General features: G+C 54.7%; 13 protein-coding genes. 11 read left to right on the forward strand and 2 right to left on the reverse strand.

Annotated elements, in window-relative coordinates; all coding sequences use genetic code 11:
- Positions 1-79: 79 nt before the first annotated feature.
- The 6 genes from ED661_RS02545 to ED661_RS02570 all read left to right on the forward strand — a co-directional run bounded on the left by ED661_RS02545 (position 80) and on the right by ED661_RS02570 (position 8,474).
- Complete coding sequence (locus ED661_RS02545; RefSeq protein ID WP_122072388.1) at positions 80-1,246, forward strand: AAA family ATPase; 1,167 nt, start codon at positions 80-82, stop codon at positions 1,244-1,246.
- A complete protein-coding gene (locus ED661_RS02550) occupies positions 1,227-1,658 on the forward strand; it encodes a hypothetical protein (protein ID WP_122072389.1) in 432 nt (143 codons plus the stop codon). The genes ED661_RS02545 and ED661_RS02550 overlap by 20 nt, the downstream gene beginning before the upstream one ends.
- Positions 1,658-3,478, forward strand: a complete 1,821-nt coding sequence (locus ED661_RS02555; protein WP_122072390.1) for a hypothetical protein — start codon at positions 1,658-1,660, stop codon at positions 3,476-3,478. Before ED661_RS02550 ends, ED661_RS02555 begins: the two co-directional genes overlap by 1 nt.
- A complete protein-coding gene (locus ED661_RS02560; protein WP_122072391.1) occupies positions 3,466-6,498 on the forward strand; it encodes a hypothetical protein in 3,033 nt (1,010 codons plus the stop codon). The genes ED661_RS02555 and ED661_RS02560 overlap by 13 nt, the downstream gene beginning before the upstream one ends.
- A gap of 369 nt (positions 6,499-6,867) precedes the next feature.
- Positions 6,868-7,464: a DUF6088 family protein gene (locus ED661_RS02565; RefSeq protein ID WP_122072392.1), complete on the forward strand. Its 597-nt coding sequence runs from the start codon at positions 6,868-6,870 to the stop codon at positions 7,462-7,464.
- A 2-nt stretch (positions 7,465-7,466) separates the two neighbouring features.
- The gene (locus ED661_RS02570) at positions 7,467-8,474 is read left to right on the forward strand and encodes a nucleotidyl transferase AbiEii/AbiGii toxin family protein (protein WP_122072393.1); all 1,008 of its coding nucleotides are present in this window, start codon (positions 7,467-7,469) and stop codon (positions 8,472-8,474) included.
- Between the two features lie 243 nt (positions 8,475-8,717).
- Here ED661_RS02570 and ED661_RS02575 read toward each other — a convergent pair whose 3' ends face one another.
- The gene (locus ED661_RS02575) at positions 8,718-8,942 is read right to left on the reverse strand and encodes a hypothetical protein (RefSeq protein ID WP_122072394.1); all 225 of its coding nucleotides are present in this window, start codon (positions 8,940-8,942) and stop codon (positions 8,718-8,720) included.
- Positions 8,943-9,284: 342 nt separating this feature from the next.
- Entirely contained in the window at positions 9,285-9,638 is a 354-nt protein-coding gene (locus ED661_RS02580) for a GIY-YIG nuclease family protein (protein WP_122072395.1), read from the reverse strand.
- Between the two features lie 109 nt (positions 9,639-9,747).
- Here ED661_RS02580 and ED661_RS02585 point away from each other — a divergent pair, with 109 nt between their 5' ends.
- From ED661_RS02585 to hpaH, 5 genes are all read left to right on the forward strand, one after another.
- Complete coding sequence (locus ED661_RS02585; protein ID WP_122072396.1) at positions 9,748-10,152, forward strand: 5-carboxymethyl-2-hydroxymuconate Delta-isomerase; 405 nt, start codon at positions 9,748-9,750, stop codon at positions 10,150-10,152.
- Entirely contained in the window at positions 10,149-11,663 is a 1,515-nt protein-coding gene (gene hpaE, locus ED661_RS02590) for a 5-carboxymethyl-2-hydroxymuconate semialdehyde dehydrogenase (RefSeq protein WP_122072397.1), read from the forward strand. Before ED661_RS02585 ends, hpaE begins: the two co-directional genes overlap by 4 nt.
- A 102-nt stretch (positions 11,664-11,765) precedes the next feature.
- Positions 11,766-12,617 carry a 3,4-dihydroxyphenylacetate 2,3-dioxygenase gene (gene hpaD, locus ED661_RS02595; protein ID WP_122072398.1) on the forward strand — a complete coding sequence of 284 codons (852 nt, stop codon included), beginning with the start codon at positions 11,766-11,768 and terminating at the stop codon, positions 12,615-12,617.
- A 68-nt stretch (positions 12,618-12,685) separates the two neighbouring features.
- Complete coding sequence (locus tag ED661_RS02600) at positions 12,686-13,543, forward strand: fumarylacetoacetate hydrolase family protein (protein ID WP_122072399.1); 858 nt, start codon at positions 12,686-12,688, stop codon at positions 13,541-13,543.
- Positions 13,540-14,340, forward strand: coding sequence for a 2-oxo-hept-4-ene-1,7-dioate hydratase (gene hpaH / locus ED661_RS02605; RefSeq protein WP_122072400.1), 801 nt, complete (start codon positions 13,540-13,542; stop codon positions 14,338-14,340). Before ED661_RS02600 ends, hpaH begins: the two co-directional genes overlap by 4 nt.
- Positions 14,341-14,361: the final 21 nt, after the last annotated feature.

Genomic DNA, 14,361 nt, shown 5'->3' on the forward strand with positions numbered 1-14,361 from the left:
GGCGGCTCAGGAAACTGTGCTTAACCCGCGGTCTTGTTTCTGATAACTGGCATCTGGACGTTTGGTTGGAGAGTTTGTTTTGGTTGATCTCGTTGCAAAAGTTAAGAGGATAATTGATCAGGGTGCAGGCGCTCTTGTGCAGCGCCGCACGGTCTTTGAACTTGTCATTCTCGGCGTCCTTGCACGTGAGCATGTGCTCTTAATCGGTCCTCCTGGCACTGGCAAATCCGCGGCGGTGCAAAGCGTTGCGCAGCATCTTTCTGGAACCTATTTTGAGTATTTGATTGGCCGCTTTACAGAACCGTCTGAGTTATTCGGCGCTCTGGATCTAAAGGCGTTGCGAGAGGGCGAAATGCGCCCTGTGACTCATGAAATGCTGCCCGAGGCCAACATCGCCTTTCTGGACGAGGTCTTTTTAGGGTCGACCGCAATACTAAACACTCTTCTTGGCATCCTCAACGAGCGTACGTTTAAACGCGGTTCTCATAAAATGGACGTGCCGCTGTGGTCCTGTGTGGCAGCGTCAAATGCGCTACCCGATGATCCTATGCTTGGCGCTTTTGCCGATCGATTCCTGCTGACGACTTTTGTGAATCCGGTTGAGCCGGATCAAATTACCAACCTCTTGCAAACAGGGTGGCAATTTGGGCAATCAGAACAGTCCGCTTCTGACACGCTTTCCCCAGACGATGTCGCAACCCTAAGTGCGGGTGTGCTTGAAACCGATCTGTCACAGATTCTCGAACCCTACGCCCATATTGTCCGCAAGTTGGCCGTTCGTGGGATGGTTCTGTCGGATCGACGTATCGTCCGGGGGCAAAAGCTAATTGCAGCAGCTGCCCTTTTGGCAGGCCGCAAAACCGCAACAGTGGCTGATCTTTGGCCCGTGATCTACATGGTGAATGATCAAGCGCTGCAAGATCAGGTCAAAGATCTGTTGGCCGATGAACTACAAGCCGGTGAAAACCCAATATTGCGCGACAGTGTTCAAGCAGCCAGCTATGGCCCTGCGGCTTACGCCGTCGACCTTGTCTCTGAAGGACAAAAGCTATTGGATACACGCCCCAAACTTGCGCTGGATGGCGAGGATGAAGGTTGGCAAATTCAGGTCGAAGGTTTGCTGGCCCGGATTGACGCAGGTTTCACACAAGATGACTTGCCGGAAAATCTATCTCTTTTGCGATCGGGCTTGTTGGCAGCTTTGAACGTACCGGCAGAGAACACCGATGCCAGTTCTGTCTCTTAAACCTTGCGCAACCAGCACGGAGCCGCCGGTTGGTGTCATCATCGGTGATCTAGAAACCTCGGGTGTTTGGAACCGTTTGCCACGATATGGGCAACTCAAACTGGCGGTTTTGACTGGGCGGCTTGTCTTATTTGGGCAGGAAAAGAAACCGGATCTGCCCTGGGTCGACGGTGCAACCTATCTGCGCGATCTAGGCCAACGGGTCTATTGCCCTGTTCAGTTCGAGGTAAACTCCCCGCCCTCAATCTGGCCTGACATGGCCGAAAAACTTCGCAGGCAATCGGGCGCAACGGACACAATTTTGCTTGAACAGGGGCAAACGTTGACCCTGTCCGATTTAGGCAACGCCCAGTTATGCAATGATATCGACCTTGGTGCCGTTCAAGCCCAAGCTTTGAAAGCTCTACTCTGATGCGGACGGCACCTGTTCCAGTTCTTGATCAGTTCTCTGAACTTTTCTCCCAGATGTCTCCTTCATTGCAGGATGTACTCAATGGGATTTTGAAGGATTTTGATGCCTTTGGCGATCTCGCTTCGCGGCCACAGCCCACAGGTTGGGGGAGGGGTCTGGGCTATGACGGGATTCAAAACGCCGGTGATCTCCAAGATCTGATGCTTTCAGAATGGGCTATGTACAACCTGGAGCGAGCTGAATTCCTGCGCCGTTTTGCCGAGCGTGAAAGCCTTTTTCGGCGTAAATCCTTTGAGATGCGTAAAAGCGGGTTGGCCCGATGTGTTTTGGTTGATGTGGGCGCTTGGATGTTGGGGCACAATCGTCTGATCGGCCTTGCCGGGCTGTTTTGGCAGGCGGATGTCGCCAAACGCAGTGGGCAAGAATTTCTCTGGCGCACCAGTGCGCAATCTGGTGAATGGCAAACTGATCTAACCATAGAAAATGTCACAAACTATCTAGGACAAATCTCGCAAAGCGAGATGACGGAAAGCCACGTCGAAAAATTGTTACTCAGTCTGCCAAACCTCGATGCGTCCGAGCTGTGGTTCATTGGTTCAGACCATCCCGCGACCATTGCGTTTCACCATATGTTCCGCACTGCTCTGCTGCTAGGACGGCCCTCTTTGCCTAGTGATAATGAGCCGGCTATGGCCCGTACATCTCTTTGGACAAACAGGCGTCTACACACCAGAAAACCGGTTCGCTATCCTTTAGACGAGTTGTGCATCGCAGCATTGCGAAAACCATTTGCACCCAAAAAAGTCGCGCCAAAATCCACAGACAAAATCCCGACTGAGAACTCCTCAAATGGACGTTTTCCGACCCATTGGAGCGCAGCCTTGCATGTTGCTCTCTATCCCGAAGGGGTTCTTATTGATCCCAAGGGTCATAACAAGTGGCTACAGCTAACTGGCCGTTTGATCGGCGTAGAACGAAAAACGCCCACTCATTTTCTGTTTCTCATCGAAACGGTCCACGGTAGCTATATGGTCAAGGAAGTGGACTTTAACAATGATTATGTAAAGATAACCAACCACACCCTACGCTTGGCCAAGGGCATACACAAACGCATCGACTACCCTGACAGGTCTATTCCTCTTTTCACAATTTTCGGAGGCCATTGTATCGGTCCTGATCAACGCGGAGAGGCACTCGAACTGGTCAAGAAAGCCGGGCACTTTTTGCTCAGAGGCAAAAGGAACCATGCTAGTTGTGTTCATTTTGGTTACGGTTACCGTGTCATCCATATTCCAAATATTGGAACAGCTGGCGCGCACCTAAAAGTCAGCGATACATTTAACGGTCGCACCAAATTTCATGCGCCCCTTCCATCACGCCTTGATAAAGCGGTGTTTGACTACATTCTGGTTGCAGACAGCGCGCAGGCATTGCTCGTGCGCGAAGGCGATGTTGACGAAGGCACCGCCTATGCTGTGATTGAGCCCCATAGCGAAGACCAAATCATGTTCCCCAAAGGTCACGAACCAATTCTGATGCTTAGCCCAACCAAGGGCTATTGTTTTCACCGTGATCAGTCAGCCATTTTTCAGTATACGGTGCGGAGCGGTCGTGTAGATTTACGACGGTTGACCTGTGAACTGCCAAGAATACCAGACGCGCTTACCCACACTCACGGGCGGAGAGTAGAGGGCATCATCCTAGATAAGGGTATCCCGCACCAAGTTCTGCAGGTCTCATTCTCCAAAACTAAAACGCACATCATAACATTCGACCTATTTGAAGCCTTAGGGGAGGCCGCGACGATATGCGAAACTTGACGCCTCCACCTGTTTCCCGCCCCGCCGCCCCGTTGCCGCCGCGAGATTGGCTGTGGTCCGACGCGGCGGATTATGATGGTCTTTTTTGGCCTGGCCTGAACCTTGAGACCGGCTCAGATCGGCTTGAGCCATGGTTATTGCGCGATCTGCAACTCTGGCAATCAGAACATGACCTGATTGCGATTTTTCAGATACCGCAATGGCTTACCCCAGATGAGTTCGGCGTGGCCTATCCCCTGAAGAAGATGCGATCAGGCGGTTTTGGGTCCTATGTCGACGCCACCCCAAGCCGCGACGAAATCCAAATTTACTCAAGCGGTCGCGTACAGTTCTTAGATCTCAAGGCAGCCCGCCAAGTTGATGTCGCGGCCTTGTGGCAAGTTCGGATCACCGCAATTGAAACTGCTCGCCCGCTGCCAGTGCTTTCCAAACCCAAACCTCCCCTCACACCAGCAACAGAAAATGTCCTCCTCGATGAGGTCATGGATGACGACCCGATGGACGACATCCGAACTGTCGTGAACAATGCCGCAGACGAGACCCCCTACGAACGCATCGCTCGGCGCATCCCCGAGATTAAGCACAAGACCACAATTCTATTTTTCTGGCTTTTGCTCCTCGCGGGCGCTTTTTGCTGCTTTGTTTTGGTTCTAATGCTTCTTAGTCCTCCTGAGACGACATCCGGCAATATAGTATCAGATGCATCAGATCCCGCGCCTTTCCTTGTCACGCTTGTCGGTGTATTGCTCATCGGCGCGCTTTTTATGGCAGTGCTCCGAAACCTCCCAACCCGGAGGGGGGCACAAAGAGTGGTCGGACCTGCGTACAACAGCACCGCACGATCAGGTCCAGCGCAAACAAATTCTCACTCTGGGCAATCGCCTAAATCTGGTCTCGGTAGCCGCCTAAAAGGTTGGCTAATGTGGAATTCGGGTGCCGGCAACAAATTGCGTCGGCAACTGGAACGACGTCTTGCCGAAACCGAACGCCTGTTGCGCGACGGTCAGGTCGATGCAGCCCTCAAACGCGCCCTGGCAATGGGCGCAAACAGCAATGAGCCACCAAAGGGGCTGGCTACACGGCTACCCGAAATCCGCGGTAATCTGGACCTCAAACTCAGCAGAACAAGTGGTGGCAGCAGCTTCTTGATGGGGTCGGACGGGTTTGACGGAGTGGTCAACCGGTATCGCCAACTCGCAAACGATCTTGAAAAAGACCGAGACTTTAAACGGGCGGCTTTTGTCCTATCCGATCTCTTAAATGATGATCATGGCGCGTTACAGGTCCTCAAACGTGGTGAACTATTTGAAGAGGCCGCAAAATTCGCTGCCGGCCACAATATGGACGTCAAAGAGATTGCTGTTCTTTGGTATTTGGCAGGGAAACGCGACATCGCGGTCCTCATGGCCCAACGCCACGACAGCATGAAAGAGCTTGTCTCAGCCGCCGAAAGTCGGAACAAGAATGCCGGACTGTTCTTTCGTGCGGTTTGGGCCGATCACTTGGTCGCCCACAAGGATTTCCGTCAGGCACTTCAGATTACGGATCAAGTAAAAGCACTTGAGGCGCAACGATTGCCGTGGCTTGCTGACGCCTTTGCCGACGGGCAAGCCAACGACCCCGAAATCATGCACCGGGCCATTATTGTCTTGCCATGGAACAAAGCAGCCCTTGAACCAAATCATCTCCCCGATCCATCTCAGATTGGCGGGCAGATTGAAGGCTATTTACGCGAAAGCCTAGAAAATCCCCAAAAGTCGGCCGAGATTTTGCATTTCGTCACCAAGGCGCATCAAGAGAAGCACGTTGGGCAGTCTGAATTCCTATCCTCCCGCGGCCGTGTCCTTGTAGATCAGCTTGTAAGAGTGGTGGTCGCGGCTGGAATCCCAATTGACCAAAGTGACCTCAAGAGTTGGGGCAAGCTGGCTAAGGCGATTGGCCTTGTAGTTATGGCCGAAGATCTGAAAATGATCCGTCGTAAAGGTCTACCTTCACCAGGCCGCGAAAAGCGTTTAGTGCGATTGTCGCCCCAACCCAAAGACAATTGGCGCCATATCGCGCACGGAGGGCACAACCGTCTGATGGCAGCCAGTGGCGATGGCAAACTGGCGGTCCTGCGCATGGACGGGCATGTGGAGTGGAGCGACTTTGTTCCCCGCATTGAGGGATTAGTCCGCATCCATAGGGGCCGCTATGTTTTGATCGTTGTGCAAGGTCGAGAGAGTGAGAAACGCATTATTCGTTTTGATACCGTGAGAAAAACGCACCTTGAGATCGGGTCTTTGCCTCTAGAAGCGTGGGATCACTCCACTACGGATCAGCTATGGATGGTGTTTTGCAATGGAAGAATCCAAGCCCTAAATGTTGCCCTGTTATTGGGAGAAATTCCTGGCTTTGAAGAACTATGGGGGACAACAATCAAGGAGCCCGTCAAAATTCTCGGATTCCAAACTGAGGGCCACAGTATCGGATGGTTCATGCAACGCGATGACGGAGAGCGGCTGGGTGTAATTGAACAATGGACAGCACCCAAATCGACCCTCGCGTTTACGGCTTGGCTCATTGAATACCTTCGACCAGAAGGCGGGGTTCGCTTCTCGTCCGATTACCAAAGCCAAATCTATTGTAAGACCATCGGATATGAGAATTACCGTTTCTACAATCCCCTCCAAGCAGATGTAACGACTGTGAACATCGACCTCACAAGGGTTGAATACTCTTGGGATGAGGAAGAACGAATTTCACGCGACATCGACGCGGACGGCGGCCTGCGCAACACCGCGTCTATCTTTTTTTCCCCTCGGGGCTGTCGCATCAGCATTCCTGACCCGGACGACAGTGGCGAGATATCAATTGAAGTACAGAAGGCGCCTCGAAGTCCAACAGTTTTCCGTGCGAAAGGGTTTAGCCTGACACGAGTAGAAGCAGCCCCAGACAGCAATATTATTCTGCTCCTCAGCTCCGAAGGCTGGCTCCTTTCAATAAACAAAGACACGTTAGAAGTAACCGAGATTTCTTAGGGCACTTAACCGCAAAGTCCGCGGATTGTGAGTTCGATCATCTCCAATTTTTGCTTGCGCAGCGAAGGACCGGAAAGCGGGCTGCGACCGCAGCATCTTGACCCGCAGGTAAACGGCAGGAATGGGCCGATTGTGCCGCTCTGGCAAGCCCGTGCCCTGACTTTGCATAGGTCGCAAACTGCGCATTGCTGACCTTAAGGGCTCCCGCGACGCAGCTGAACCTTGAATGGCGCTTCAACCGTTCTTGCGAGAAGCCCGCGCAACTGCAGCGAATGACCAGAAACCGCTCTTCGATACAGCCATGCATACGCACCCGTCACCATTGACTTTCAGAAAACTACACTATATTTTCTGACAAGGAGATAGATTATGATCACGTCGAAGATCAAACAACGCATTATCGGAAAAGGCCGCGGCGCAATCTTTGCACCGTCGGATTTTCTGGATATCGGATCCCGCGCCAGCGTGGACCAGGCGCTGTCGCGTCTGGCCGATCAGGGTGTTATCCGGCGCCTGACACGTGGGCTATACGACTATCCCAAGAAAAGCCTGCGCTTTGGCTATCTATCGCCGTCCGCAGACGATGTCGCGCAGGCTGTGGCTCGCAAGGACAACCAGGTCCTGCAGCCCTCCCCTGCCATGGCCGCCAACCAGTTGGGGCTTTCAACTCAGGTCCCGTCCAAACCGACCTACATGACCGATGGGCCAACACGGACCAAGACAGTCGGCCGGCAGGTAATCCAGTTTCGCAATGCGTCCTCCAAGACGCTTGTCGGTGCTGGCCAAAAGACCGGTGCCGTGTTTCAGGCGCTACGTTATGTCGGCAAGGACCGGGTCGATGATCAAGTGATTGGCAAGTTGGCACGCTCACTTGATGACAAGGATCGGGCTCTGCTTTCCAAGCAAAGCACGCATGTGCCGGCCTGGATGCATCCTGTTGTGCAGCAGATCGTTGCACACGCCTGAGCATGGATCAGTTTGCCAACGACACCCCTGAACAACGAGACGAGGCCTTCCAAGAGGCCGCGGCGCAGCTCGGGATGTCCAAACCCATTATTGAGAAAGACTTCTGGGTCTGCTGGTCCTTGAAGCAACTCTTCGCCCTGCCCTCCTTTGGCGATCACATGATCTTCAAAGGAGGGACATCTCTTTCCAAAGCCTATGACGTGATCCATCGCTTCTCGGAAGATGTGGATCTATCTCTAGATCGGGCACGGCTCGGTTTCGAAGGCGACCGCGATCCCGAAAACCCCGAACTGTCCGGCGGAAAGCGCAAATCCTTGCTGCAGGAGCTCCAGGAGGTCGCAGAAGCGGAGGTCTCCGGTCCGCTCATGGCTGAGACTAAGGCCGCGTTTGATGCCGGTCTCGATCAGAGTTTTTCCCTGACAGTTGACCCAAGCGACGCACAAACCTTGCTCTTCGTCTATCCATCCTTGTCGGACAGTGTCGGCGGTTACGTCAAACCCATTGTTCGTTTCGAGTTTGGAGCACGGGGCGTCCATCTGCCGGCCGAGGTTCGCGAGATATCGCCATATGTTCATCAAGCCTTTCCTGATTTGCTGGGATCTGGCGGGGTAGATGTTAAAGTGCTGGGTGTCGAGCGGACCTTCTGGGAAAAGGCCACGATCCTGCACATGCTCTATCATCAGGATCCCACCAAACCCCTCGCGGATCGGATGTCGCGCCACTACTATGACATGGCCCAGCTCATCGGCCACGAGGCCAAGGGGCGCGCTGTCGGCAGCCTTGATTTGTTGGAACAAGTCGCTCATCACAAATCGGTTTTCTTCAAAGCAGCTTGGGCCAACTACGAAGATGCCAAACCAGGTTCCCTAAGAGTGATGCCGAATGCGGAACTCGCTGTCGCCTTACGTCGGGACTATTCTGGTATGCGGGAGATGATCATTGGGGATGCGCCGGGCTTCGACGACATCCTCGGTGCGATTGAAGCTTTCGAGGCTGAAATCAATAGCTGACCCATCGGTTTAGGAACACACCGCACTAGTACCGCACCTCCTCATACACTGGGACGCCCTCAAAGTTCTCCCAATAGACGCCAACCGCGCGGAAGTTGATATTGGGGCAATCCCCACCCCGCCGAACGCGGTGGACTGCGGACTGCGGCGGTGCATTCCAAGACAATGATCGGATCGGCAGAGACCTGTCCGTCGTCAGATTTTTTGGGTCCAAAGGCGGCCTAAACTAAGCGAGAGTTTGGCTCATCTGGTTGATTTGACTATGCTGCGCGTTGCCTGTGATACCTCAAAGTACTTCAACACGGTGGCTAGAAGATGGGTGTGATTACCGTCAACCGCTTCTAAAAGAAATTCTTGAATATCTGCCAGAGATACCTGTGACTGTCTGGCGGCCCTTTGACACCGGGCGAGAATATCGAACGCGTTGTCGCTACAGGTGGTCAAGTCGATTTGTGCCATTTTCTTCATGCATGGAGCTCCTTATATAACTGTTTGTGAACACTTTTCTATCACTGGGATGTTTCGCTAAGATTTAGAGAACCCTGAAGATGAAGATAGGACGCTAGTCGATCACAAGTAGGTTTTCGTGTTCGAAGAGGAATTGGCGGCTTGTGACAGCGTTATTCAACAGGGGCGGGATGCTGACCTTCGCTGCGCTCACCACGAAGGTCAGCAACACGAACGAAGCAAGGTGTGAACCGCTCTTTGGAGAGCGAAATCTATTGATGAGTTGATCCGGGAGCGGTCATTGGTTTTGCGTAATACGAACGGCAGCAACGGGCCGATAGCAGCTTTGGGTGAGGCGGCGAACTAAATCTCCACAGGCAGTTCTGTTGCATCAATCTCAGCGAGACGTTCGGAAAGTTCCTTTCTCTTCGCCAAAGTCTCGTAAAATTCCTGAGCTTCAATATCGGTATGAAAATCCGCGTCAGGTGCTAGTCGCTGCACAGCTTCTTCGACCTCGGCTAGGGTCACTCGAAAGAACTCCTTGCGCATATTTGCTGCGTTAATCCGTTGGTCGGAAAACTTGGTGTGCAAGGCGGCTTCAAGTGCAGGTGCCTCTTCGGAGTATATCATCGCATGCGTATCGAACAAAAACGGCACTGACGCATCGCCCAACTCACGTACACGGTCAGAGGGGTCCAGCCTTCTTGTTAGGCCAATCTTTACAACATCTCCCCAATCCTACAATTAGTTGCCATGTTAATTACCTATTGACAGCATCAAACCGCCAAGGTTAACCTTTCTTTAGTTAACATGTGAAGGTTGAGGAATGCCCCATTTTCAGATTGAATACTCGGAAAACCTGGAGCGACGTGTCGATATTTCTGCCCTCTGCGAACATATTCGCGCCCAGGCTGCTGAAATCGACACCTTTTCGCTGGCAGGCATCCGCGTCCGTGCCACCCGTGTTGATCACTATGCAATTGCAGACGGTAATCCGAAGCACGGTTTCATCGATATCTCTATCCGACTGCGTGCAGGCCGCGCGCCCGAAGTGAAACAAGAGGCAACACGGCGCATCTTCGACGCTGCACAGAGCTTTCTTGCCCCGGTCATGGCCACGCATTCCATCGCCCTCTCGCTCGAGATGCGTGATATCGATCCCGACCTTTCTCCAAAAACCGGCTCCATCCGCGACCATCTCGACCACCCTTCGCAGGAGGTATCCTCATGACCGCTCTGAACGACAATATTTCCAAACTCAGCAAGCTCCTGGCCCGCTTTCAGGAAGCTGGCATCCAGAACCGGATCGCAGGTGAGGACCGCCCCGGGTCTGCTGGCACTTTCCAATCAACCTCCCCCGTGGACAAATCGATGATCTGCGATGTGGCGCGTGGCACAGACGTCGATATCGATGCAGCCGCAGAAGCAGCCAAAATCGCTTTTCCCGCTTGGCGCGACATGCCCGCAACCGAGCGCAAAAAGATCTTGCTTCGCGTTGCCGAAGGTATCGAGGCCCGTGCCGAAGAAATCGCACTATGCGAATGCTGGGACACTGGTCAGACCCTGAAATTCATGTCCAAGGCTGCCCTGCGCGGCGCCGAAAACTTCCGCTATTTTGCCGACCAAGTGGTGCAGGCCCGCGACGGCCAGCACCTGCAGTCCCCCACATTGATGAATATCACAACCCGCAAACCGATCGGTCCGGTAGGCGTCATCACCCCCTGGAACACTCCCTTCATGCTGTCGACCTGGAAGATCGCCCCGGCGCTGGCTGCTGGCTGCACCGTGGTCCACAAACCCGCCGAAGACAGCCCGCTGACCGCCCGCCTGCTGGTCGAAATCGCCGAAGAAGCGGGGCTGCCCCCCGGCGTGCTCAACACCGTCAACGGCTTCGGCCATGACGCGGGCAAACGCCTCACCGAACACCCCGCCATCAAGGCCATTGCCTTTGTCGGCGAAAGCCGCACGGGCTCCATTATCACCAAGCAGGGTGCAGATACCTTGAAACGCATGCATCTGGAATTGGGCGGAAAAAACCCGGTCATCGTCTTTGACGACGCCGATCTCGACCGCGCGCTGGATGCGGTGATCTTCATGATCTTTTCCATCAACGGCGAACGCTGCACCTCCTCTTCGCGCCTACTGGTGCAGGATACTATCCGCGCAGAGTTCGAGGCCAGGCTGGTTGAACGCATCAACACTATCAAAGTCGGCCACCCGCTTGATCCCGCCAGCGAAATTGGCCCTCTGATCAGCGAGGAACACTACAACAAGGTGACCTCCTATTTTGACATCGCAGTCGAAGACGGCGCCACCATCGCTGCTGGCGGAACCAAACTGGGCGATGAGGGCTATTTTGTCCGCCCCACCCTCTTCACAGAGGCCAACAACAAGATGCGCATCGCCCAGGAAGAAATCTTTGGCCCCGTCCTCACCTCCATCCCCTTCAGCACCGAGGAAGAAGCGCTGGAGCTGGCCAATGACACCCAATACGGGCTCACCGGCTATCTCTGGACCAGCGATCTCACCCGCGCCCTGCGTTTCACCGACCAGCTCGAAGCCGGAATGATCTGGGTGAACTCGGAGAACGTCCGCCACCTGCCCACCCCCTTTGGCGGCGTCAAAGCCAGCGGCATCGGTCGCGACGGCGGCGACTGGAGTTTTGACTTCTACATGGAGCAAAAACACATCGGCTTTGCCACTGGTCAGCACAAAATCACCCGCCTGGGCGCCTCTACCTGATGACCCTAACCCGGCTTCATTTGGCCAAAAATATCCCGGGGTGAGATTTCATGCTTGAAATCGAGGGGCTGGCCCCTCCCCCACCTTAAAAGGAGAAACCCTATGGGAGAAATCGTTCTCGCCGCCAAAATGACCCATGTGCCAACCATGCTCATGTCCGAGCAGGACGGTCCCATCAAGGGCAAACGTCAGGCTGCCATTGATGGCCACGCAGAAATTGCGCGACGCGCCAAGGCGCTCGGTGCCACCACCGTGGTAATCTGCGACACCCATTGGGTGATTAACGCAGGTTTCCACATCAACGCCAACTCCCACTTTGAGGGGCTGTTCACTTCAAATGAATTCCCCCAGTTCATTCAGAACCTTCCCTACGCCTATGACGGCAACCCCGCCCTGGGTGAGGCCATCGCCAAGGCGGCCACTGACAAGGGCGCCTATACGCTCTGTCATCAGCTCGACAGTCTGGAGCTGGAGTATGGCACCCTGGTGCCAATGCGTTTCATGGCCCGCGAACATGACATGAAGGTGGTCTCCGTTGCGGCCTGGGCCACGGTCCATGGTCACGATGAGAGCCGCATCGTCGGCGAGGCGATCCGCGAAGCCATTGAAGCCTCCGATGAAAAGGTTCTGCTGGTTGCATCCGGCTCTCTCAGCCATAAAATCTGGCCCAATAAAGACTATGCCGCCAACAATGGCACCTTTACCATCTCCTCCGAGTTCAACCGCCAGATGGACCTGCATGTGCTGGAGATGTGGAAACAGGGCGACCATGCCACCTTCCTCAAAATGCTCGGCGAATATGCCCAGTTCTGCTGTGGCGAAGGCTCGATGCATGACACGGCGATGCTGTACGGGGCCCTTGGCTGGGACAAATACGCTGGTAAATGCGAGGTGGTGACCGAATACTTCCCTTCCTCCGGCACCGGTCAGACAAATGTGATCTTCCCGGTCTAACCGGGCAATTCAGCAATCAACACGTTTCAGGGCAGCGCCAAGAGGGCCAGCCGTGAAGGAGGAACAAGATGCGTTTTGCAACCTATACAGCCGAGGGTGAGACCTTCTACGGCGCCGTTACCGACAGGGGCATGATCGCCCTGAATGAAGCCTGCCCACAATGGGCAACGCTTTATGATGTGATTGCCGATCATGGCCTGACAGAACTAGAGAAACTGGCCACAGGCAAGCCCGTGACCCACACGGATTTCACCTACGAGATGGTGCTGCCCAATGCACCACGGATCCTGTGCGTTGGGGTGAACTTCCCGGATCGCAACGCCGAATACAAAGATGGCAGTACCCAGCCCAAATACATGTCGCTCTTCCCGCGCTTTGCCAGTGGCTTTACCGGCCACGGGCAAAACCTGCAGCGCCCGCCTGAAAACCACACCCTGGACTATGAGGGCGAAGTTGCCATCGTTATTGGCAAGGGTGGCCGCCGCATTGGCCAGGACGACGCCTATGACCATATCGCCGCCCTGACGCTCTGCAACGAGGGCACCATTCGCGATTGGGTGCGGCATGCCAAATTCAACGTCACCCAGGGCAAGAACTGGGACAGGTCCGGCGCCATCGGCCCCTGGTTGGTGCCCTTTACCGACGCCAAGCAGCTGGATGACGCCCGCATCATCACCCGGGTTAACGGCGAAGTCCGTCAGGACGATGTGTTGTCGCGGATGATGTTCCCCATTCGGCGCGAGATCGAATACATCTCCACCTTCATGACGCTTCAACCTGGTGACATCATCATTACCGGCACCCCCACAGGCGCGGGCGCGCGGTTTGATCCACCACGTTACCTGAAACCCGGAGATGTGGTCGAGATCGAGGTCGAGGGCATCGGCACCCTGCGTAATGGTGTCGAGGACGAGGTGCTAGCATGACCCCACAGGATCACGCCCAGGCCGCCGCCGACCTGCTCGAGGCCGAACAGTCAGGCGCGCAGATCGGCCTGCTCACCAAGCGCCACCCGGACATGGGCATGGATGATGCCTATGCGGTGCAAAACGCCATCTATCGCGCCAAACTGGCGGCGGGTCAAAAGGTGATCGGCTGGAAGATCGGACTGACCTCCAAGGCGATGCAATATGCGCTGAACATCGACATCCCCGACAGCGGTATCTTGTTTGATGACATGCTGTTTGAAACCAGTGCTACCGTGCCAGCGGGCCGGTATATCCAGCCCCGCATCGAGGCCGAGATCGCCTTTGTAATGAAAGAGGCCATTGGCGGCGCCAATGTCACTCGCGATGAGGTCATTGCTGCCACGGATTACGTGACCCCCTCGATTGAGATCCTGGATACGCGGATCCTGCGCGCCGATCCAGAGACAGGCCAGACGCGGTCTGTCTATGACACCATCAGCGATAATGCCGCCAATGCAGGTATTGTACTCGGCCGCGAGCGCCACGCCGTCGACGCCCATGATCTACGCTGGGTCGGGGCCATCACCAGCCGCAATGGCGAGGTTGAAGAAACCGGTCTAGGGGCCGGGGTTCTGAATGATCCGGTTGAAAGCGTGGTCTGGCTGGCGCGGCGCATGGCGCAATATGGCCAGAGCATCGAACCCGGTCAGGTGATCCTGTCGGGCAGCTTTATCCGGCCCGTTGAATGCCCCACAGGTGCGGATATTCACGCGGACTTTGGCGCCTTTGGGTCGGTTGACATTCGCTTCGCCTAAGGCTCCTGTAACACCAAACAT

Origin of the sequence: Pseudophaeobacter sp. EL27 (genome assembly GCF_900313025.1) — a bacterium.
GTDB lineage: Bacteria > Pseudomonadota > Alphaproteobacteria > Rhodobacterales > Rhodobacteraceae > Pseudophaeobacter.